This is a genomic window from Microbispora amethystogenes (assembly GCF_016863015.1).
GTDB classification, from domain to species: Bacteria; Actinomycetota; Actinomycetes; order Streptosporangiales; family Streptosporangiaceae; genus Microbispora; species Microbispora amethystogenes.
On sequence record NZ_BOOB01000024.1, the window covers coordinates 155,123 to 176,259 of the forward strand.

18 protein-coding genes are annotated in these 21,137 nt (G+C 70.3%); 13 read left to right on the forward strand and 5 right to left on the reverse strand.

The window, feature by feature from the left end; genetic code table 11:
* Positions 1-213: 213 nt before the first annotated feature.
* The 5 genes from Mam01_RS36735 to Mam01_RS17625 all read left to right on the forward strand — a co-directional run bounded on the left by Mam01_RS36735 (position 214) and on the right by Mam01_RS17625 (position 5,691).
* The gene (locus Mam01_RS36735) at positions 214-687 is read left to right on the forward strand and encodes a hypothetical protein (protein WP_239101395.1); all 474 of its coding nucleotides are present in this window, start codon (positions 214-216) and stop codon (positions 685-687) included.
* A 24-nt stretch (positions 688-711) separates the two neighbouring features.
* On the forward strand, positions 712-2,073 hold the full coding sequence (locus Mam01_RS17610) for a DUF2075 domain-containing protein (protein WP_239101396.1): 1,362 nt from the start codon (positions 712-714) through the stop codon (positions 2,071-2,073).
* Between the two features lie 114 nt (positions 2,074-2,187).
* Positions 2,188-3,873 (forward strand): serine/threonine-protein kinase, encoded by a 1,686-nt coding sequence (locus tag Mam01_RS17615; RefSeq protein WP_239101397.1) that lies wholly within the window; start codon positions 2,188-2,190, stop codon positions 3,871-3,873.
* A gap of 271 nt (positions 3,874-4,144) precedes the next feature.
* A complete protein-coding gene (locus tag Mam01_RS17620; protein WP_150937188.1) occupies positions 4,145-4,474 on the forward strand; it encodes a YciI family protein in 330 nt (109 codons plus the stop codon).
* Positions 4,471-5,691 carry an RNA polymerase sigma factor gene (locus Mam01_RS17625; RefSeq protein WP_204286401.1) on the forward strand — a complete coding sequence of 407 codons (1,221 nt, stop codon included), beginning with the start codon at positions 4,471-4,473 and terminating at the stop codon, positions 5,689-5,691. The genes Mam01_RS17620 and Mam01_RS17625 overlap by 4 nt, the downstream gene beginning before the upstream one ends.
* Positions 5,692-5,702: 11 nt before the next feature.
* On the opposite strand, the gene Mam01_RS17630 is transcribed toward Mam01_RS17625, so the two are convergent.
* A complete protein-coding gene (locus Mam01_RS17630) occupies positions 5,703-6,725 on the reverse strand; it encodes a LacI family DNA-binding transcriptional regulator (protein ID WP_204286402.1) in 1,023 nt (340 codons plus the stop codon).
* A gap of 229 nt (positions 6,726-6,954) precedes the next feature.
* Here Mam01_RS17630 and Mam01_RS17635 point away from each other — a divergent pair, with 229 nt between their 5' ends.
* Both Mam01_RS17635 and Mam01_RS17640 read left to right on the forward strand, forming a co-directional pair.
* Complete coding sequence (locus Mam01_RS17635) at positions 6,955-8,031, forward strand: Gfo/Idh/MocA family protein (protein WP_150937182.1); 1,077 nt, start codon at positions 6,955-6,957, stop codon at positions 8,029-8,031.
* 113 nt (positions 8,032-8,144) lie between these two features.
* A complete protein-coding gene (locus Mam01_RS17640; protein ID WP_204286403.1) occupies positions 8,145-8,540 on the forward strand; it encodes a hypothetical protein in 396 nt (131 codons plus the stop codon).
* On the opposite strand, the gene Mam01_RS17645 is transcribed toward Mam01_RS17640, so the two are convergent.
* Positions 8,537-9,568 (reverse strand): LacI family DNA-binding transcriptional regulator, encoded by a 1,032-nt coding sequence (locus Mam01_RS17645; protein ID WP_204286404.1) that lies wholly within the window; start codon positions 9,566-9,568, stop codon positions 8,537-8,539. The genes Mam01_RS17640 and Mam01_RS17645 overlap by 4 nt on opposite strands.
* A 196-nt stretch (positions 9,569-9,764) precedes the next feature.
* Here Mam01_RS17645 and Mam01_RS17650 point away from each other — a divergent pair, with 196 nt between their 5' ends.
* From Mam01_RS17650 to Mam01_RS17665, 4 genes are all read left to right on the forward strand, one after another.
* The gene (locus Mam01_RS17650; RefSeq protein ID WP_204286405.1) at positions 9,765-11,045 is read left to right on the forward strand and encodes a sugar ABC transporter substrate-binding protein; all 1,281 of its coding nucleotides are present in this window, start codon (positions 9,765-9,767) and stop codon (positions 11,043-11,045) included.
* A gap of 106 nt (positions 11,046-11,151) precedes the next feature.
* Positions 11,152-12,105: a carbohydrate ABC transporter permease gene (locus Mam01_RS17655; RefSeq protein ID WP_225311926.1), complete on the forward strand. Its 954-nt coding sequence runs from the start codon at positions 11,152-11,154 to the stop codon at positions 12,103-12,105.
* Complete coding sequence (locus Mam01_RS17660; protein WP_204286406.1) at positions 12,105-12,923, forward strand: carbohydrate ABC transporter permease; 819 nt, start codon at positions 12,105-12,107, stop codon at positions 12,921-12,923. Before Mam01_RS17655 ends, Mam01_RS17660 begins: the two co-directional genes overlap by 1 nt.
* Before the next feature lie 52 nt (positions 12,924-12,975).
* Positions 12,976-14,691: an amylo-alpha-1,6-glucosidase gene (locus tag Mam01_RS17665; RefSeq protein ID WP_204286407.1), complete on the forward strand. Its 1,716-nt coding sequence runs from the start codon at positions 12,976-12,978 to the stop codon at positions 14,689-14,691.
* A gap of 138 nt (positions 14,692-14,829) precedes the next feature.
* Here Mam01_RS17665 and Mam01_RS17670 read toward each other — a convergent pair whose 3' ends face one another.
* Positions 14,830-17,220, reverse strand: coding sequence for a ricin-type beta-trefoil lectin domain protein (locus Mam01_RS17670; protein ID WP_204286408.1), 2,391 nt, complete (start codon positions 17,218-17,220; stop codon positions 14,830-14,832).
* Between the two features lie 973 nt (positions 17,221-18,193).
* Positions 18,194-18,970 (reverse strand): FadR/GntR family transcriptional regulator, encoded by a 777-nt coding sequence (locus Mam01_RS17675; RefSeq protein WP_204286409.1) that lies wholly within the window; start codon positions 18,968-18,970, stop codon positions 18,194-18,196.
* Positions 18,971-19,427: 457 nt separating this feature from the next.
* On the opposite strand from Mam01_RS17675, the gene Mam01_RS17680 reads away from it, so the two are divergent.
* On the forward strand, positions 19,428-20,078 hold the full coding sequence (locus Mam01_RS17680; RefSeq protein WP_204286410.1) for a hypothetical protein: 651 nt from the start codon (positions 19,428-19,430) through the stop codon (positions 20,076-20,078).
* A gap of 7 nt (positions 20,079-20,085) precedes the next feature.
* Here Mam01_RS17680 and Mam01_RS17685 read toward each other — a convergent pair whose 3' ends face one another.
* Positions 20,086-20,766 carry a 4'-phosphopantetheinyl transferase family protein gene (locus Mam01_RS17685; protein ID WP_204286411.1) on the reverse strand — a complete coding sequence of 227 codons (681 nt, stop codon included), beginning with the start codon at positions 20,764-20,766 and terminating at the stop codon, positions 20,086-20,088.
* A gap of 147 nt (positions 20,767-20,913) precedes the next feature.
* Here Mam01_RS17685 and Mam01_RS17690 point away from each other — a divergent pair.
* On the forward strand, positions 20,914-21,137 hold a 224-nt coding region (locus Mam01_RS17690; protein WP_204286412.1), incomplete at its 3' end, for a helix-turn-helix domain-containing protein.

Sequence of the window (21,137 nt, forward strand, 5' to 3'; positions counted from 1 at the left end):
CGGAAGCCGCGCGTCCGGTCGACGGTCAATCTGGACGAGAGAAGCGCCGTTACGATTCTGATCTCTACTGGGTTGTCGCGAGAAAAGCGCCTCCACTAGCCTCCAGATGACCATGTGATGCGGCCCGACGGGCTTCCGCGTCTGTACGGCTGACGCCGAAGCGGATACGCCCCCACCCGCACGAAGTTCTTTCGTGCTGCCTGGGGGAAGCCTGTGACGGCGTTACGGCTGTCCGTGGAGAGCCTGATCGTCTCGCCCAACGAAGCAGCGCTTGCCGAGCAGCTCAGCGAGCATCTGCGCGTGACCACCGGTCGCGGCCCGTCTCCTTCCGAGGTCAGATCATGGCAGCGGAGCCTTCCCGCGCTGGCCAGAGACCTGGCCGACGCGGGGCTCGGCAAAGTAGAGCTGCTGGTCGAGTACAAGCTTCCGTTGACCAGCAAGCGCGCCGACGTGGTGCTGGCCGGCGTGCACCCGCGTACCGGCGAGGACTCCTACGTCGTCGTCGAGCTCAAGCAGTGGAGCCGGGCGGAGCCCTCCGACCAGGGCGATCACCTGGTCATCGTGGACGGCATGCCGGGCAGGGATCTGCTCAACCCCGCCGAGCAGGTCCGGCGCTACTGCGAGTACATGTCCGACTTCCTGAGTGTGCTCAAGGACCGGCCGAGGTCTGTCCACGGCGCCGCCTAACTGCACAACGCCATGGACCTCGACGTGGACGGGCAGCATGACCAGGTGCGGGACGAGCGGAGCAGGCTCTTCACCAAGCAGCGCCGTGGTGACTTCCTCAACTACCTGAGAGAACGTCTGGCCGACAAGCCGGGTGCCGAAGCCGCCGACCGACTGCTGAGCAGCCCGGTCGCGCCGAGCAAGCAGCTCATGGCGTACGCCGCCGACGAGATCCGCGAGCGGGAACAGTTCACCCTCCTCGACGAACAGCAGGTCGCCTACGAACTGGTCATGCGCGCCGTCGACAAGGCTCGCCGCGCCGACTTCAAACAGGTCGTGATCGTCACTGGCGGCCCCGGGAGCGGCAAGAGCGTGATCGCCCTCTCGCTGCTCGGTGAGCTCTACCGGCAGGGCCGGACCGCGCTGCACGCGACCGGCTCGCAGTCGTTCACCCAGACCATGCGCCGCTATCCGGGCCGGGGCAGCACACGGATCAAGAACCTCTTCATGTACTTCAACAGCTTCGTCGACGCGGAGCAGAACGGCATCGACGTCCTGATCTGCGATGAAGCGCACCGTATCCGCGAGACATCCACCAGTCGCTTCACCCCGGCGGCGAAGCGCACGGGCCGGTCCCAGTTGGACGAGCTGATGGCCGCCGCCCGGGTGCCGGTGTTCCTGCTCGACGAGCACCAGGTCGTACGGCCCGGCGAGCTCGGCACCGTGCACGCCATCGAGCAGTACGCGCAGTCGCGTGGTTACGCGGTGAACCGCGTCTCCCTCGACGAGCAGTTCCGGTGCGGCGGTAGCCGCAAGTACGAGCGATGGGTCCTCCACCTGCTCGGACTCGAAGGCAGCGGCCCGGTGCCATGGGCCGGTGACGAGAACTTCGAGGTACGGCTCGCGCACTCTCCTCAGGAACTCGAGGCAGCCCTTCTCGCCAGGCCCGGCACGGCTCGGATGACCGCCGGGTTCTGCTGGCCCTGGAGTGACCCCCGATCCGACGACTCCCTCGTGAACGACGTCGTCATCGGCGACTGGTCCCGGCCCTGGAACGTCAAGAAGGACCGCGCCGTGGGCGACGCGCCGCCCAGCATGTTGTGGGCGACCGAGCCGAGCGGCTTCGGCCAGGTGGGATGCGTCTACACCGCCCAAGGTTTCGAGTACGACTGGTCGGGTGTCATCATCGGTCCCGACCTGAGCGTGCGCGACGGACGGCTGGTCACCGTGCGCGAGGCCAACAGGGATCCGGCCTTCAAGAATCGAAAGGCGGTGCCGGACGCGGATTTCGACCATCTCGCCCGTAACGTCTACAAGGTCCTTCTCACCCGTGGCATGCGCGGGACCGTCATCTACGCGGTCGACCCCGTGCTCCGTGACTTTCTCGCACGCCACATCCTGACCTGAAGCGCTTACACGGACCCCGCTCGCGGCGTGTTGCGCCGCCTGAGCTGATATCTCCGACAAGACGGCCCAGGCACGGCGACTGCGAAATCATTGGGTCGTGGGGATGTGGACGTGGTGAGGGCGAAGATCATAGGTGGCCGGTACGAGCTCGACCCCAACTCGCGCCGCAGGGGCGGGATGGGAGAGGTCTGGTTCGGCTACGACAAGCGGCTGGACCGGCCGATCGCGATCAAGTTCATCCGGGTCGACCGCCTGGCGGACGGAAGGCCGGACGATGAGCTGACCAGGCGCTTCGTGCGCGAGTCGCGGATCACGGCCAGCCTGGAACACCCTGGGGTGCCCGCGGTCTATGACTGCGGCACCGACGGCGACGATCTCTATCTGGTCATGCAGCTCGTCCGGGGCGCCCCGCTGAACGACCTGCTCGACGAGGTGGAGGAGATCCCGGTCGGCTGGGCCGCGGCGGTCGCCGCCCAGGTGTGCTCGGTGCTCGCCGTCGCCCACGCCAACTCGCTCGTGCACCGCGACCTCAAGCCCGCCAACCTGATGCTCTGCCCGGACGGCACCGTGAAGGTGCTCGACTTCGGGGTGGCCGCCGCGCTCTCGCCGTCGGCAACCCGGCTGACCGTCACCGGCGTCGTGGTCGGAACGGCCGAATACATGGCCCCCGAGCAGACGATGAGCGGCACCACCAGCCCGCAGACCGATCTCTACGCGCTCGGGGTGATCCTGCACGAGCTGCTCGCCGGGAGGAACCAGTTCGCCGCCGAGACCCCGCTGGCCTCGATGCGCAGGCACGTGGACGAGCCGCCGGTGCCGGTGCGGACGCTGCGGCCCGACGTCCCGGAGGGGCTCGAACGGCTGATCCTGTGGCTGCTCGCCAAGAAGCCCGAGGACCGGCCGTCCGGCGCCGCCCTGGTCTACGAGCGGCTGCTGCCGTTCTGCCGTGAGCTGCCGCCCCTGCCGGGCTTCGTGGACGGCGGCGCCGCACAGCCCGTGCGCATGTACGCCGCTGTTGTCGGCCGGGTCGCCACTTCTCCGAACGTCACAGGGAACACCGCCGGAAACGCCGCAGGGAACGCCGTCGTGGGGTACGCCGACCACGGGCCGGTCGCCACCGGAAGCGTCGCTCCCGTCCCGCCATCCTCCGTCCCGCACGCCCCAGCCTCGTACGGGCCTGTCTCGTACGCTCCTGCCGCGCAGGCCATGGCTCCGCACGGCTCCGTTTCGCAGGGCTCCGGGCATCGGCCTCCGGGCGGGCACGACGTGGGCCGGGTGCGGCGGGACGCCGGCGCGCTCAAGGGGGAGTCGCGGTACCGGCAGGCCGCCGAGCTGCTGGCGGAGGCCGTACAGTCCGTGGAGCCCGGGGGAGACGAGGGGCTGGAGCTGCGGATCGAGCTCGCGGACGTGCTGTTCCTCGGCGGCGACTACCGGCGGGCCGCCCCCGAGTTCCGGCGGCTGGCGGCCGACCTCGCCGAGCGGAGGGGCGAGGACGACCACCTGGTCCTCCGGTTCCGCCTCATGGAGGCCAACTGTCACGCGGCGCTGGGTGACACCACGCTCGCGCTCGAACAGATGCGCCTGCTGCTGCGCGACGAGCGGCGGCTGAGGGTCGACGAGGATCGGATCTTGGAGCTGCGGCGCCGCATCGGCCTGCTGGAGCTGGGAGCCGGCGAGCGGGTGCGGGCCGGCCGGACCCTGGGTGACCTGCTGCCCGACCTGGAACGGCGGTACGGCGTGGAGCATCCGACCGTCGGCAAGGTCAGGGAACTGCTCGACGGCCTCGCCGCCGCGCGCTGACCCCTCAGGTCGCGGACCCTCGGGCCACGGACACCGGGACCGCGGGCACCGAGCGGCGGACTCCCTGGGCCATGGACAGCCGGGCTGCGGATACCCGGGCCGCAGGCCGGCTCCGGGCCGGCGCGAGCACCCCCGTCGACGGCCCTGACCGATGCGGTGGGAATTCTTCGAAGATGTTCGGCGGAGGGTGTCGGATCCGGACGGCGGCGTTCGTAGCAGGGGTGAGAGGCGGCCCGAGGGGGCGGCCACACGACGACAGGAGATGATCCCGATGGCGCAGTACCTGATGTCCGTGCTCAACGAGTCGGCCGTCGCCACCGACGAGGAGCAGGCCGCGATCGACGTCTTCAACGAGCAGCTCCAGGCCGACGGTCACTGGGTCTTTGCCGTGGGACTCGCGTCGCCCGGCACGGCCACCGTCGTCGACGGCCGGGACGGAGAGCCGGTGTTCACCGACGGGCCCTACCTGGAGTCGAAGGAGCACATCATCGGCTTCTGGATCATCGAGGCGCCCCACCTCGACGTGGCGCTGCGGCTCGCCGCCGCGGGGTCGAAGAGCTGCAACCGGAGGGTCGAGCTGCGGCCGATCCTGGGCGAATGACCGGCGTCGACGAGGTGATCGCCCGGGTCCACCGCGAGGAGTGGGCCCGGGTGGTCGCGACCCTGGCCAGGCGTCTCGGCGACCTCGACGTCGCCGAGGAGATGGCCGCCGAGGCGTTCGCGACCGCCGTCGAGCGATGGCCGGTCGAGGGGGTCCCGCCGAACCCCGGCGCGTGGCTGACCACCACCGCCTACCGAAAGGCCGTCGACCGGCTCCGGCGTGAGGTCAGGCGCGAGGAGAAGCACAGGGAGGCGCTGATGCTGTCCGACACCCCCGAGCCGCTCGGCGCCGTCGACGACGACCGGCTCCGCCTCGTGTTCACCTGCTGCCATCCCGCTCTCGCCATGGAGGCGCGGATCGCGCTGACCCTGCGGATGGTCGGCGGGCTCACCGTGCCCGAGATCGCCCGCGCGTTCCTGGTCCAGGAGACCGCCATGGGGCAGCGGATCACGCGCGCGAAGGCGAAGATCAAGGCGGCGAGGATCCCCTACGGAGTGCCGTTCCGCGAGGACCTCCCCGCCCGGGTCACCGGCGTCCTCACGGTCCTCTACCTGATCTTCAACGAGGGCTACCTGGCCTCGGACCCCGCCAGGGAGCCGGTTCGCGGCGACCTGACCGCCGAGGCGATCCGGCTGACCCGGCTGGTGCGTGCGCTGCTGCCGGCGGACGGCGAGGTGGCCGGGCTGCTGGCGTTGATGCTGCTGACGGAGGCCCGCCGGGCCGCGCGGGTGTCGGCGGGCGGCGAGCTGGTCGCCCTCGGCGAGCAGGACCGCGGCGCCTGGGACCGCGAGCTGATCGCCGAAGGCCACGCCCTGGTCCGCGCGCGCCTCGCCTCCGGGCAGGCGCCGGGGCGCTACCAGGTCCTCGCCGCGATCAACGCCGTCCACACCGACGCCCGCGACGTCCGTGACACCGACTGGTCGCAGGTCGTCGCGCTCTACGACCAGCTGGTCCGCCTCGACCCCTCGCCGATCGTGCGGCTCAACCGGGCGATCGCGGTCGCCGAGATCGACGGCCCCCAGGTCGCCCTGGCGGAGGTGGACGGTCTGCCGCTGGAGGGATACCACGCCTTCCACGCCACCCGCGCCGACCTGCTGCGCCGGCTGGGCCGCAGCGCGGAGTCGCGGGCGGCGTACGACCGGGCCATCGCCCTCGCCGCCAACACCGCCGAGACGGCGTACCTCGTCCGCCGCCGCGACCAGCTGGCCGGCCCGTGAACGGTCACCGTTCAACGGTGTGGGGGAGCGGTGGAGCGGCGTTCGACGAGGCGGACGCCGAGCATCGTGTCGCGGCTGGTCGTCTCGGGGCGGCGGACGCGCTGGACGAGGTGCCAGACGGCCTGGGCGCCGAGCAGTTCCTTGTCGGAGGCGATCGTGGTGAGGGGCGGGGAGGCGTGCGCGGCCATCGCCACGTCGTCGTAGCCGATCACGCTGACGTCGCCGGGCACGCGCAGGCCCCGCTCCCGCAGCGCGTCGAGCGCCCCGAACGCCGACAGGTCGTTGGCGCAGAACACGGCGGTGGGCGGCACGGGCAGGTCGAGCAGCGCCGTCATCTGCTCGTAGCCGGTCCGCGCGGTGAAGTCGCCGGGCCGCACGTACGCCGGGTCGGGGGTCAGGCCGTGCTCGGCGCAGGCGCGGTGATAGCCCGCCAGTCGCTGTGCGGCGGGCACGATGTGCGCCCCGGCCGTGATGATCGCCGGTGGCGGGCTGGTGTGACCGAGCCCGATGAGGTGGCGGGTGGCGAGGTATCCGCCGGTCTCGTCGTCGTGGCGCACGTAGTCCACCGGGAGGTCGATGACGGCGTGCTCCAGCAGGACACAGCTCACCCCCGCGTCGAGGATCCTCGCCAGGTAGTCGCGGCTCGCGCCGACGTTCAGCACGAGCAGCCCGGCGACCTGGCCGCGCTCGACGCAGAGCGGCAGCCGGTCGCCCCGCGGCTGGATCACCTCGTACGTCATCGAGAGGTCGAGCTCGGCGCACGCCTGCTGCGCGCCGTACACGACGGGGGCGTAGTAGAGATTGCCGGGGGAGAACAGCTCGCTCACCCACGACACGAACCCGATCATGCCCGTCTCGGCCGGCCGGCGGGCCCGCGGGCGGTAGCCGAGCTCCTCGGCGGCCCGGCGGACCACCGAACCGGTGGCGGGCGAGACCCATGTCTTGCCGGCGAAGACCGCGGAGGCGGTGCCGATCGAGACGCCGGCCCGCTCGGCCACCTCCTTGAGGGTGGACCGTCCCGTCGTCCGCCGCATACGCCCTCCATGAGGGGGCCCGGCCGGGCCTGATCGATCTCGGTGTCTGCCCTGAAGTCTCAGTCCTGAAATTTCAGTGAAATTTCGTCGTTCTGACGACGCTAGGCCGTGGTCATATTGCCCGTCAAGGGGTCATATATCGGTCTTCATCGTTCATTGACCGCTGTGTGAGGTCGGCGTAACTTCGTGCGGGATGTCGCGGTTTCACTGAAATCAGAGGAGAACGATCGTGGCTTCCGACAGCACCGGCGTGGCGATCGTCGGCTGCGGCAACATCGCCGCCCGGTACGCCGCCGACCTGGCCCGTTATCCGGAGATGCGCCTGGTCGGCGCCCAGGACGTGCTGCCGGAGCGGGCCGAGGCACTGGCGGCCCCGCACGGCGGCCGGGTGTACGGCACGCTCGACGAGGTGCTCGCCGACGACGACGTCGACATCGTGGTGAACCTGACCGTCCACCGGGCGCACTACGAGGTGATCCGCCGCAGCCTGGAGGCCGGCAAGCACGTGCACAGCGAGAAGCCGCTGGCGCTGACGCACGAGGAGGCGGCCGGGCTCGTGGAGATCGCGGAGAGCCGCGGCCTCCGGCTGGGCTGCGCCCCGGCGACCTTCCTCGGCGAGGCCCAGCAGACCACGCTCAAGCTGCTCAGAGAGGGTCGCGTCGGCCCCGTGCGGCTCGTCTTCGCCGAGGTCAACTGGGGCAGGATCGAGGCGTGGCACCCCGAGCCCGACGGCTTCTACGCCGTGGGGCCGCTGTTCGACGTCGGGGTCTACCCGCTCACGATCGTGACGACGGCCCTCGGCCCGGCCCGGCGGGTCACCGCGTTCTCCTCCGTCGTCTGGCCCCGCCGCACCCGCCTGGACGGCAGCGAGTTCACGATCACCACGCCCGACTACGTGGTGGCCAACGTCGAGTTCGACGGCGGCGTCCTGCTCCGCCTGACCTGCTCCTTCTACGTGCCCAACGGCTCCACCCGGCAGCAGGGGGTGGAGTTCCACGGGGACGACGGCTCGCTGCTGCTGGAGAGCTGGCACGACTTCGACCCGTCCGTGGAGGTCCGTACGCCGGGCCGCGACCCCGAGCCGGTGCCCCCGCTGCGCGAGCCGTGGAAGGGGGTGGAGTGGGGGAGGGCGGTGCGCGACCTCGCCGCGGCGATCCGGGAGGACCGCCCCCACCGGGCCACCGGCCGTCAGGCCGCGCACGTGGTGGAGATCCTCTGCGCCGCCAGGGAGTCGTACGAGACGGGCAAGCCGGTCGAGCTGACCTCGGACTTCACCCCGCCCGCGCCGATGGAGTGGGCCCTGTGACCAGGTGAACGAGAGCGCGCCCAGCGGGCGCCAAGAGCCGTCCAAGTGGCGGCCAAACGGTGATCGGCATGCTCTTCCCAGACACGACAACGACGACTGTCTGGGAGAAGACCATGTCGAGACTGACCAGGACGATCACCTGCCTGGCGGCGGCCGCCGCCGTCGCCGGCACGATCACCGCCGCCCCCGCCGCGTACGCCGAACTCAAGCCGGGCGAGATAGCGGGGCTCTACCTCTACGACGACTCCTGGTACGAGGGCGAGCACCGCGTCTTCTGGTACTCGCACGAGAGCATCGGCTTCTCCGACCGGGCGAGCTCGATCGTGAACAACAGCTGGCTCGCCTGGGTCGTCTACGACGACAGGAACTTCCGGGACCGCCGCTACTGCATCCGGCCGTGGGAGAAGGTGGACGTCCTCGGAGCGCCGCAGTGGAAGTTCAACGACAAGATCTCCTCGGTCCAGCAGCTGAACAGCTACACCTGCGACGGTTACCCGACCTTCTCCTAGACCTGGTCGCCCGGCTTCCGGGGGCGTGCGGGGCCGGTCGTGCCGCGCAGGGAGATGGGCGGCGCGACGAGGAGATGACGGTGGGGGGTGGCGGGCTCGGCGATGCGCTGGATGAGCATCTCCACGGCGTGCGCGCCGAGCTCGTCGGCGGGCATGTCGGCGGCGGTGAGCGGCGGGTGCAGGCTCTCGGCCCACAGGCGCGCGGCGACGCCCGTGATGGAGAAGTCGCCGGGCACCGCCAGACCCGCCCGCTCGATCGCGCGGAACATGCCGGGCATCGCGGCCTCGTTGATGGTCGCGATGGCGGTGAGGCCGGGATCATCGGCGAGTAGCCGCTCGACGCAGGACTGCCCGGCGCGGGCGTCGTCGGCGCAGCACACCTCCACGCCTTCCACGCCGCGTTCGGCCGCGGCGCGGGTGAAACCGGCCTGGGCCCGATGGGCGGGGCCGTACCCGGCGGCCACCAGTTCGGCGGACCGGTTCACCAGGGCGATCCGGCGGTGGCCGAGATCGGCCAGGTGGTGCACGCATCCGGAGATCAGGGTCTCGTAGTCGACGTCCACCCAGGACATCTCGTCGGGGCGGCTCGTGTGGCCGATACCGACGAAGGGCAGCCTGCTCCGCCGCAGGCGGGCGACCCGGTCGTCCTCCAGCCGTATCTCCATCAGGATGACGCCGTCGACCCGTCTGCCGCTGACCACCCGTTCGAAGGAACGGTCGTGCTCCCCGCCGGACGGCGACAGCAGCACGTCGAGGTCGGCGCGGGCGGCGGCGTCCACGACGCTGGCGACGAACCCGAGCTGCAGGTCCGTCAGGCGCCGGCTGGCCGGGGGGATGACGAGGCCGAGGGTCCGGGTCCTGCCCTCCTTGAGCGCCTTTGCGGTGGCGTTCGGCTGGTAGCCCAGCTCGTCGATGACCGCCTGGATGCGGCGGCGGGTCTCCTCGGCCACCGGGCGTTTGCCGCTCAGGGCGTAGGAGACGGTGCTGCGCGCCACGCCCGACCGTCTGGCGATCTCCCCGATGTTCACCGGCGCCCCCTTTGATCCTGCCAACCGCTGATCCGACCGACCGCGTCCATCCTAGGTCGAACCGATGAGCCTGCCATCAGGCGGGTGGATTCGGCGGTATCCATTGACGTCGGCGATATGTAGGCCTATGTTCATGCGAACCGATTCGATATCCAACGAAACAGCCGCGTAACGCGCGTCAGCGGAGGTTACGATCATGAGATCAGCGGCACCGGGCCGGCACCTGGCCGGTCTGGCTATAGCGGCCCTGGCGGTCGCGTCCGGGCTCGCCGGATGCTCCTCGTCCGGCGACTCGACCGGCGCGGGCGCCCAGGCGTCCAGTAGCCAGGCCGCCGGTGGCGGGGCGTACACGATCTGGGACCCCTACCCGCAGCACGACAAGAGCTCCGACTGGGTCAAGCTGCTCGAATCGTGCGGCACCCAGGCGGGCGTCACGGTGGAGCGCACCGCCTACGACACCACCGACCTGACCAACAAGACGCTGCTCGCCGCGCAGCAGGGCAACGCGCCCGACGTGCTCATCGTCGACAACCCGGTGGTCTCCACGCTGGCCGAGGCCGGGGTCCTCACCAGCACCGAGGAGAACAAGCTCGACACCTCCGCCGTCGCGCCGAACCTGCTCGCGGCCGGGCAGAGCGGGGGCAAGACCTACGGCGTCCCGATCGGGGCCAACACCCTCGCCCTGTACTACAACAAGGGGGTGCTGAAGAAGGCCGGTGTGGACGTCGCGTCGGTCAAGGACTGGGCGTCGCTGACCGCCGCCCTGGAGAAGGTCAAGGCCGCGGGCAAGAAGGGGATCACGTTCTCCGCGATCGGCACCGAGGAGGGCAGCTTCCAGTTCCTGCCCTGGTTCTGGGGCTCGGGCGCGCAGCTCACCAAGCTCGACTCGCCCGAGGGCGTCTCGGCGGTCGCGCTGTGGACCGACTGGCTGAAGAAGGGGTACGCCCCCAACTCGGTGATCAACAACACCCAGACCACGAGCTGGCAGGAGTTCGCCGGCGGCGACTTCGCCTTCGCCGAGAACGGCACCTGGCAGCTCGCCAACGCCGAGAAGGCCGGGTTCGAGTACGGCATCATCCCCGTTCCCGCGAAGGACGGCGGCACCGCGCCCGCCCCGACCGGCGGCGAGTTCGTGAGTATCCCGGTGCAGCAGGACACGGCCCGCTACGCCGTCTCCCAGAAGCTGGTGGCCTGCCTGACCAGCACGGACAACTCCCTCAGCACGACGACGACGCTGTCGTACATCGCGCCCACCGAGGAGGTGCAGGCCAAGCAGGTGGAGCAGAACGCCGGCCTGAAGGTGTGGGTGGAGGCGGTCAAGGCGGCCAAGGGCCGCACCAGCGACGACCTCGGCACCAAGTATCCGAAGATCTCCGAGCCGATGTGGAACGCGGTGCAGGCCGCGCTGAGCGGCTCGAAGAGCCCGCAGCAGGCGATGGCCGAGGCCCAGACCGCCGCGGCGAGCGCCACGCAGTAGGAGTCAGCCACGGGGGCGATGGACAGGCCCCGGGGATCGGCGCCCCGGGGCCCTCTTCCAGGCTCCTTCCGCGGCCTCCCGTCGGACGAAGGACAGCATGAATCACGTGACACAGGCGCCCGCGCCGCCCGCCGCCGCGCGCGCACCGGCCGCGGGGCGGGGCCGCCGGGCGATGGCGCGGCCCCCGTCCCGGCAGTGGGCGGCGTGGGCCTTCCTCGCCCCGGTCGTCGTCTACCTGGCGGTCTTCTACGCCTACCCGCTCTACCGCAACCTCGACCTGAGCCTGCGCGACTACACCGTGCGGTCGTTCGTACGGGGCGACGCGCCGTTCACCGGGACGGCCAACTACGCGAAGGTCGTGGCGGACCCGACGTTCGGTCCGGCGCTCTGGCACACGGTGGTGTTCACCGTGGTGTCGCTGGCCTTCCAGTTCACGATCGGGCTCGCGCTGGCGATGTTCTTCCACCGGAACTTCCGGCTGTCGGCCACGCTGCGGGCGCTGTTCCTGGTGCCGTGGCTGCTGCCGCTGATCGTGTCGTCCTCGACCTGGTCGTGGATGCTCAACAGCGACTCCGGCGTCGTCAACGCCGTCCTCGGCGCGTTCGGCGCGGCTCCGGTCCACTGGCTGACCTCGCCGGACTGGTCGCTGTGGTCGGTCGTCATCGCCAACATCTGGATCGGCATCCCGTTCAACCTGGTCGTGCTGTACTCCGGCCTGCAGGCCATCGACCCCGTGATCTACGAGGCGGCCGAACTGGACGGCGCGAACGGCTCGCAGCGGTTCTGGCGGGTGACGTTCCCGCTGCTCCGGCCGGTCTCGGCGATCACGCTGCTGCTCGGGCTCGTCTACACGCTCAAGGTGTTCGACATCATCTGGATCATGACCAGGGGCGGGCCGAGCGGGTCGTCCACCACGTTCGCGACCTGGTCGTACCGGCTGGGGTTCGGCAACCTGCTGCCGGCGTTCGGGCCCGGCGCCGCGGTCGGCAACCTGCTGATCGTCATGGCCCTGGTGTTCGGGCTGGTCTACATCCGTCTCCAGCGAAGGCAGGCCTTCTGATGAGGGGCTCCCGCAGTCCGGCGAAGACCGCGCTCGGGCTGGTGCTCACCGGCCTGATGCTGTTCCCGGTCTACTGGATGATCAACGTCTCCTTCACCCGTGACCAGGACATGCGCAAGTCGCCGCCGAACTGGTTCCCTGTGAACGGGACGCTGGAGGGCTACCACGAGGTGCTCGACCGGCAGCTGCCGTACCTCGCGACCAGCCTGGTCGTGGGGCTCGGCACGGTCGCGCTGACCCTGCTGGTCGCGGCGCCCGCGGCGTACTCGCTGGCGAAGCTCCGGCCGCGCGGCGGCGGGGCGCTGACGTTCGCGCTGCTGATCGCGCAGATGATCCCCGGGATCATCATGGCGATGGGGTTCTACGCGATCTTCCTCAGCACCGGTCTCCTCAACACGCTCCCCGGGCTGATCGTGGCCGACTCCACGCTGGCGGTGCCGTTCGCGGTGCTGGTGCTGACGACGTTCATGTCCGGCATCCCCGAGGAACTGCTGCAGGCGGCCCGAGTGGACGGCGCGGGAGCGCTGCGCACCTTCTGGTCGGTCGTGCTGCCGGTCAGCCGCAACGCCGTCATCACGGTGTCGCTGTTCGCGTTCCTGTGGGCCTGGTCGGACTTCGTCTTCGCGAGCACCCTCGACCAGGGCGGCGACCACCAGCCCATCACCCTCGGCATCTACCACTACATCGGCAACAACAACCAGCAGTGGAACGCCATCATGGCCACCGCCGTGATCGCCTCGATCCCCGCCACCGTGCTCCTCGTCGTCGCCCAGCGCTACGTCGCCGCCGGAGTCACCGCCGGCGCGGTGAAGCACTGACCCGGCTCTCTTCAGGACCGGCCCTCTTCAGGACAGAAGGGACATCGTCTTCATGACCGTCGCCGCAGGCCCGGTGTTCTCCCCGCAGGAGATCCCGTTCAGCTTCCGCGGATCCTGGTTCGGCTTCTCACCGGTGATCGGGGAGAAGAACTACGCGCGGGACGTCCATCTCGTGTCGCACCAGACCGGCATGCACCCGATCCTGCGGCTGGTGCCGGTCGTGGCGGGCGACCGCGCGGAGACCGTGGTCACCGCCGCGCCGCAGCTGCTCACCTGGACCTGGGACACCGGCCGGATCGACCTCGCGTACGAGAACGCCGACACCGTACGGCTGCGCGGGCACGGACTGGGGCTGCACCTCCAGGCGGCCGACCCGGTCCTCACGCCGTTCAGCGGGCCGTACTTCTACCAGGATCCCTGCGACGGCTCGTGGGTCTTCACGGTCTACCAGACCGGGCGCCGTTACCGGATCACCCTGCTGGCCGGGCGGGCCGAGCCGGCGGGCGCGCAGGCGCTCGGCACGGCCGAGCGCGGTGTCGTGCTCCCCGGCGACGGCGAGCCGTGGGAGATCGCCGTCGAGGAGTACGAGACCGCCCGCGCCCCCTACGCCGCCGTGCGCGACTTCGACGAGGTGGTCGCGGCGGCCCGGGCCGATTTCGACGCGTTCACCGAGGCGGTGGCGCCCTGGCGGAGCGACCGCACCCCCGCCGCCGAGCTCGCGGCGTACGTCCTGTGGTCGGCCACGGTGCGCCCGGCCGGGTTCGTCACGCGCTCCGCCGTGCTGATGTCCAAGCATTGGATGGACAAGGTCTGGAGCTGGGACCACTGCTTCAACGCCCTCGCGCTCGCCGACGGCCTGCCGGAGCTGGCGTGGGACCAGTTCCGGGTGCCCTTCGACCACCAGGACGCCACGGGCGCGCTGCCCGACTCCGTCACCCACTCCGAAATCCTCTACAACTTCGTCAAGCCGCCGATCCACGGCTGGGCGCTGCGCCGCCTGCCCTCGCATGGAGAGGAACTGGAGACGTACCGGCTGCTGGAGCGGTGGACCGGCTTCTGGCTGACGAAGCGGCGCGCGCCAGGCCGTCCGCTCGCCCACTACCAGCACGGCAACGACAGCGGCTGGGACAACGCCACCACGTTCGATCCCGAGCGCGTCGTCGAGACCGCCGACCTGGCCGCCTTCCTGGTGCTGCAGATGCGCGAGCTGGCCCGGCTCGCCGACCGGCTCGGCCGTACGGACGAGGCGGCGGCCTGGAGCCGGGAGGCCGACCGGATGCGCGAGGCGCTGCTCACGGAGTTGTGGGACGGCGAGCGGTTCGTCGCGCGGGGCGCCCTGTCGGGGCGCACCTGGTCCAGCTCCAGCCTGCTCGACCTGATGCCGATCGTGCTCGGCGACGAGCTGCCGGAACCGGTCCGCTCGGCGCTCGCCGCGGGCATCGAGGCGCACCTGACCGAGTTCGGGCTCGCCACCGAGCCGCCCTCCTCCCCGCACTACCAGGACGACGGCTACTGGCGCGGGCCGATCTGGGCGCCCTCGACCGTGCTGATCGAGGACGGCCTGCGCCGCGCCGGATACGCGGAGCAGGCCGACGAGATCAGCGCCCGGTTCCGGATGCTGTGCGAGAAGTCGGGGTTCGCGGAGAACTTCGACGCCCGCAGCGGCGCCGGCCTCCGCGACCGCGCCTACACCTGGACGGCTAGCGCCTATCTCCTCCTCGCCGCCGCCTGTGAACGCCGGGAGAGTGAGGCGCCGGACACCCGGTGACGGCGCGCCTCGCGTCGAAACGCTTCGATTCACGGAGGCGGGGGCCGGCCTGGCCCCCGCCCGGAGCACGGCCGGGCGGGGGAGCGGGGGCCGGTCGCGTCCCGGCGGCGGACCGCCGGGACGGGAGACCGGGCAGGGTCAGTTGCGGCTCCACTGCTGGTTCGCGCCGCCGTTGCAGGACCAGACGATGATCTTTGTGCCGTTGGCGGTTCCGCCGCCGTTGGCGTCCAGGCAGAGCCCGGACTGGACGCCGGTGACGGTGCCGTCGGCGTTGAGGTTCCACTGCTGGGCGGCCCCGCCGGAGCAGCCGTTGATGACGGCCGCGGCGCCGGTGGAGGTGCCCGCTTCGAGGCACTTGCTGCCGTACACCTGGAGCTGTTTGCCGGAGGTGTAGGTCCACTGCTGGTTCGTGCCGCCATTGCAGTCCCACAGCGCCACCTGGGTGCCGTTGGTCTGCGACTGGTTCGGCACGTCCACGCACCGGCCGCTCGCCAGGCCGCGCAGCAGATTGCCGTTGCCGGTGCCGCCGCCCTGGCCCGGGGTGATCGACAGGTTGTCGAACTGCGCGGTCTCGGTCGTGCTGGTGCCGATGCCGGCCTGGCCCGCGCCCCAGGTGCCGTCGGTGACCGAACCGACCTGCGTGCCGTCGATGCTCGCGGTGATGGTGCTGCCGGAGAAGGTCAGGGCCAGGGTGTGCCAGCGGCCGGTGCCGAGCGAGGCGACGGTGCCGCTGCGGACCGTCGTCATCGCGTTGTCGACGTTGTTGCGGATGATCTGCCAGGCGCCGCCGTCGGTCACCCGCAGGTAGTAGGCGTTCAGCCCTTCCGGGCCGAAGGAGTGCTGGGCGCCGGCCCGGCCGATGATCTCCACGTAACCGCTCTGCTCCAGCATGACGTCGGTGGAGATGGTGTAGTTGCTCCAGGCCAGGTCACCCAGCAGGGCGTAGGGGTGGGAGCCGCCGGTCCACAGGATCGGCTGGCGCGGGGCCATCTGACGCACGCACCGCCCCGACCGGCCGCCGCCGCAGCCCACGACCTCGAACGAGCCCTGCATGTCCATCAGGTACTTCGCCTCCCGGCCCACGGCGTAGGAGTCGAAGGTGTCGGAGTAGGGCAGGGCCATCGTGCCCCGGGCCGGGCTGGTCGCGGTGCCCTTGCCCTGCCCGGTCGTCGTGGTGATCGAGTACACGTACCCGGGCTGGACGGTCAGGGAGTAGGTGCCGCCGGAGGGGGTGAGGTCGCTGGTGTGGACAAGGTAGTCGGCGGAGTTGCCGGAGTTGAGGTTGGTCGCCCACACGTGCACCTGGCCGGTGGACAGGCCGCCGGTGACGGTGAAGTTCAGCGTCTGGGCGGAGGTGGCGTCCATCGTCTCGATGATCGTGCTGTAGTCGGTGTTGTTCGTCGACTTCAGCGACACGTAGCTGCCGTTGCCCCGGTTGCCGCCGATGTAGCCGCTGGAGGAGTCGAGGTACTTCCAGCCGGGAGCGGTGAACTGGGTGGTCTGCGCCATCACCCAGGCGTTCTTGCCGATCGCGTAGTACCCCGACCACGGCTGCGGCGCCACCGCCACACCCATCGTGGCGAAGGGCAGGTTCGGGGTGATCGCGGCGATCACCGGCCAGTTGATGTAGGCGGTCATCTTGCCGTCGATGTAGTCGCGGTTGATGCCCCGGGCCAGCGCCTTGGCCCCGTCGTTGTAGTCGTCGGACCCGTTCTCACTGGCCCACAGCGCCTTGCCGGAGTTGATCGCGTTGGTGGAGCTGGGACAGTTCTGCTGGGCGCCCCGGTAGCCGCAGACGTAGTGCGATCCGTACACGTCGACCGCGTTGCGGAAGGCGCTGTTGTTCACCGCGTCGTCGGCCATGCCCCAGCCGAAGTTGTCATCGGCGATGATCTTCACGTTGCCGTAGCCGCGGGAGTCCAGGGCCGAGTTGAGGTTGACGTACCAGTTCGTGTCGCGGCCCTTCTCGTTCCAGCCGCCCAGGTAGTCGATGGTCAGGTTGTGGCTGTTCTTCGCGCACCCCAGCCAGTCGACCAGGTAGTTGATCGTGTCCTGCGACCAGAAGTTGCCGTTGCCCAGCCAGCCGGGGGCGCCCCAGGCGAGGCCCACCAGTTTGATGTTGGGGTTGCGGGCCTTGGCCTGCTCCATCAGCCACCACTCGTAGCCGCGGTTGCAGTCGATGTCGCCGGAGGTGTGCCGGTGGCTCGGCTCGGCGCCGTCGGTGGAGTTGGTGTCGCCGCCGATCTCGACCTTGAGGATCTGCATCGAGGCGCCGTACCCGGGCTTGAACAGGTAGTCGAGGATCTGGGTGCGCTGCGGCTCGGGGTAGTCGACCAGCAGGCGGCTGTTGCCCCCGCCGCCGCTGATCGCGCCGACACCGTCGAACGTACGCCCGCCGGAACCGCCGTTGATCGTGATCCCGACGGCCGCCCGCGCGGGGGCGACGGCCACCAGGGACATCGCGACCGCCAGGAGCGCGACCACGACGCTCATGACGCCGCGCACCGGGGGCTCTTTTCGCCTGCTCATAGGGGGGTCCTTCCTTCTGGGCTCGCAATGTTAGCGTTAACAATTGCTGTCATGAAGCAATCGACGCCTGCGGCCACCGCGGGGAGGTCCGGGAGCGTGTTCCCGGGCCCGGCGTGATGGTCGGACCGCGAGGCCTGGCCCGGGGAGAGCCGGCCTCGGAGGGTCTGGATACCAGTTATCGGCGGAACCTAACGGTCCGTCAAGCCCCCGGTTTCCGACTCGTCATCGGATCCCTGAGGCGCTGGTCACCCGGCCGAATGCCGACACATCACGGATGAATGTTTCATACTGTTCGGCCTCGCGGGAGGTGTGACCAGCCTCAGGGGAGCGCAGACGGGCCGCACCGGAGGAGTGGAGGAACCGCCAGGAAGGCCACAGTGCGGGCTCTTGACAGGCTTCCCGGTGTCGTATTCGCTCCGCTACGACACTCGCAGGAGAGGAGTGGTCGGATGTTCCGGCTTCCGTCGGCACTGGTATCGGCCGCGGCGCGGTGACCGCCGTGGGGCAGCCCGGTGGGGCCCGGGAGCAAGTACGACAATCCAGTGGGACGCCATCGACTACGGCGCACCGAGCGGGTCGTACGTCGCGGACTACGGCATGGGCCACACCGGCGGCCGTTCGGGCCTGGGCCGGTACGCCGACAGCCGCAGCACGAACCAGCAGCGGAAGATCGTCGCGGCGGGCTGACCGTGACCCGTGCAGCGTGAAACTTTCACGCCGCACTCTCCGGACGAGGCCATCGTCGCCCCGTAGGAGCAGGTGGGGTCGCGCGGGCGAGGGACCGCCCGGGCCCTACTTGACGGGCTCCGGGCACGTGATATTTGCTCTGCCTCACCCACCACCACCGTCACGACGAGTTGCCAGGACGAGGAGTCAGACTCCGCGACTCAGTCGTGTGACGCACCGGAGTGCCTATGGAGCGACCCCGTGCCGACCGGTCAGCCCTGAGCCGCGTCGCCCGTACCGGCCCCGCTCACCCGGGCCAGCCCGTGCTGACCGCCGGGCCGGGCCGCTCGGCCGGGGAGAAGAGCCGATGCTGGATCTCCCTGCGGTAGTCGTCCAGGGTGTTGTCCACGTGCGCGGCGGCGGCGTGGGCCGCGGCCGCCGGGTCTCCGGCGCGGATCGCCTGGTAGATGGCGTCGTGTTCCTCGACGGCCTTGGCGGCGTGCCCGCCGACCGAGCCGTGCATCCCGATCATGCTGGACTGGGCCTGGAGCCGCCTCGCCTCGCGCACGGCGATCTGGAGGAACATGTTGTGCGAGGCGGTCGCGATGGCGGCATGGAAGGCGTCGTCGCCCTCGTTGAACAGGTCCTCGCGCCCGGTCTCGAAGCCCTGACGGCACACGGCGGCGGCCTCCTCGACCGCTCTGAGCTCGGCGGGGGTGGCCCGGCGCGCGGCCAGCCGGCTGGTCTCCATCTCCTGGGCCCGGCGGAACTCGAACAGCATGTAGACGTGGTCGAGGTCGGTGGGCAGGAAGAACGACGCCAGCCGCCCGGCGCCGAGCATCCCCTCGTCGTCGGCGACGTACAGGCCCCGGCCCTTCTGGGCGCGCACCCGGCCGAGCGCGGACAGGATCTTCACCGCCTCGCGCACGACGGTGCGGCTGGTGCCCAGCTGCCCGGCCAGGTCGTTCTCCGTCGGCATGCGGTCGCCCGGACGCAGGCCCAGCCGGGCGATCAACTCCAGCACCTGCTCCGCGGCCACCTCGTAGCCCGGCCGGTATCCGCCCTCACGTGGGGTGTCGGTCACGGCGCTCCCTCCTTGTGATCGCTGGTAGAAGCATGACTCATTTCCCGGGGAGGGACACGCGGAGGGTGGGCGGCCGCATGCGATAAGCGCGGCGAACCGGGAGTCGGCGCGAACAGAAGGCATGCCGACGACCGTCGCGGAGTGAGACATTCATCCGAGCACTGCGGCGGAGACGGGCAGCCGACCCATGCTTCTGTCCGCCATTGCTTCCTGTCCGCCATCGCGCGAATCCCGGCGTCCGCGCGCGGACGGGTCTGCCGCGCCTCGGCGTGCCTGACCGTGCCGTCGGAGCAGGGCCTCTCAGCCGGTGTTAAGCGGATGAAAAGCCGCGGCGAACTCCCACTCAAGCCTGCGTCCCTACGGTGATCGGGACAAGGCGCCGAGACCGGTGAACGAGCGCGTTCGCGCCGCTCACCGGGCCCTCGAGGCGCGGAGCTGTGCAGGAAAGGGAATCGTGATGACGAGGAAATCCGCTCGCGCGGGCGTGGCCGCCGCTCTGACGGTGGCGGGGCTGACGGCCGCGGGGCTGCTGAGCCCGGCCGCTCCGGCATTCGCCGCGGCCGCCGGCGAGGTGACGGCCACGGTGTCGAACCTCTCCGCGGCGAACGCTCAGATGGCGAAGTACACGCTGGTGAAGTGCCCGTCGACCACCCCGTACATCACCAGCGCCACGGCCTCGGCGAAGACCGGGGACGCCGAAGACCAGTCGTACACACACTTCAGCGAGTTCTGGCAGTCCGTCCCCGACGGCAGCGCGCAGATGGCGAAGGTCAACTTCTTCAACTCCCAGACCTTCCAGGAGGAGGCCAAATACGGACCGGTCGTCGTCACGGTCACGCTGACCCTCACGTGTTCCAACATGAAGCCCTCGGGGCTTCCCCGGCCCGAGTTCAAGCAGAGCGTCTACGTCAGGGGCCTCTCGTACGGCAACCTCCAGGTCAGTTGCCCCGGCAACTATCCGACCGCGCTGGAGGCCCGAGAGAACCACCCGGCCTGGTTCGTCTCCTATGGTGCGACGACGGCCGGCAGGGTGGGCGCCGCCTCCTGGTACAACCCCGACGAGTACGTCTTCGGGACCGCCGACGTGACGGTCGCCTGCGGGCCCTGATCCAGGCTCAGCGGGACTGGGCGGGCACGACGATGGCGGCCAGGAGCAGGCCGTTGGTGGCGATCCAGCGCCCGGAGAAGCCGGTGAGCTGGGCCCCCGAGACGTACGGCCCCTTCACCTTCAGCGCGGCGGTGAAGCGGCCGTTGTCGGGGTCGATGGTCACCATCGCGTCCTCGAAGTCGAGCCAGCGCTTCGTCAGCGGGAACCACGCCTTGTAGACCGCTTCCTTGGCCGAGAACAGCAGCCGGTCCCACGCGACACCGGGATGCTTGCGGGCCAGCTTCTGCAGGGCCAGGCGTTCCTCGGGGAGCGAGATCGCATCGAGCACGCCGTTCGTCAGGGCGTCGTCGGGCTCGGCGTCGATGCCGAGGGTGACGACATCCCCACGGGGGGCGAGTACGGCTCCCCGGTAGCCGGCGCAGTGGGTGATGCTGCCGACCAGGCCCGCCGGCCACTTCGGCTCGCCCTGATCACCCCGCAGGATGGGCTGCTCGGGCACGCCGAGCAGCTTCATCGCCCGGCGTGCGCAGATGCGCGCGGTGGTGAATTCGTTGCGGCGCTTGTCCACGGATCGGCTCACGGCCTTCTCCTCCGCCGCGAAGAGCATCCCGTCATGGGCGTCGTGAAAGGTGTCGACCGCCACCACTTCGGGCGGCAGGATGCTCCTGATCGCCGCAGGTTCGTTCATCAAGACCCTCCATGAAAACCCCCGCCCTGAGGTGGGGGAGGAATCGGATCCCCTGCGGAGCAGGGCACAGGCAGGCGGTTTACCGCCAGGCGGAACACTGCACGAACACATGCGATTCTCGGCCGATCGCCTGGCATGATGCGGGGCATGGCGCAGACAGTGAAGCGGGCTTACCGGTACCGCTTCTACCCGACCCCCGAGCAGGCGTCCGAGCTTGCCCGGACGTTCGGGTGCGTGCGCCTGGTGTACAACAGGGCGCTGGAGGAGCGGAGTCGCGCCTACGCCTTGGAGGGCCGCCGGGTCTCCTTCGCGGAGTCGTCGGCCTTGCTGACGGCGTGGAAGCGGACCGAAGAGCTGGCGTTCCTGGCCGA

Excerpts from the sequence above, each read along its gene's own strand:
- Mam01_RS17620 (WP_150937188.1), top strand. The coding sequence starts at position 4,145 with ATGGCGCAGTACCTGATGTCCGTGCTCAACGAGTCGGCCGTCGCCACC.
- Mam01_RS17625 (WP_204286401.1), top strand. The coding sequence starts at position 4,471 with ATGACCGGCGTCGACGAGGTGATCGCCCGGGTCCACCGCGAGGAGTGG.
- Mam01_RS17630 (WP_204286402.1), bottom strand. The coding sequence starts at position 6,725 with ATGCGGCGGACGACGGGACGGTCCACCCTCAAGGAGGTGGCCGAGCGG.
- Mam01_RS17640 (WP_204286403.1), top strand. The coding sequence starts at position 8,145 with ATGTCGAGACTGACCAGGACGATCACCTGCCTGGCGGCGGCCGCCGCC.
- Mam01_RS17650 (WP_204286405.1), top strand. The coding sequence starts at position 9,765 with ATGAGATCAGCGGCACCGGGCCGGCACCTGGCCGGTCTGGCTATAGCG.
- Mam01_RS17660 (WP_204286406.1), top strand. The coding sequence starts at position 12,105 with ATGAGGGGCTCCCGCAGTCCGGCGAAGACCGCGCTCGGGCTGGTGCTC.
- Mam01_RS17665 (WP_204286407.1), top strand. The coding sequence starts at position 12,976 with ATGACCGTCGCCGCAGGCCCGGTGTTCTCCCCGCAGGAGATCCCGTTC.
- Mam01_RS17670 (WP_204286408.1), bottom strand. The coding sequence starts at position 17,220 with ATGAGCAGGCGAAAAGAGCCCCCGGTGCGCGGCGTCATGAGCGTCGTG.
- Mam01_RS17680 (WP_204286410.1), top strand. The coding sequence starts at position 19,428 with ATGACGAGGAAATCCGCTCGCGCGGGCGTGGCCGCCGCTCTGACGGTG.
- Mam01_RS17685 (WP_204286411.1), bottom strand. The coding sequence starts at position 20,766 with ATGAACGAACCTGCGGCGATCAGGAGCATCCTGCCGCCCGAAGTGGTG.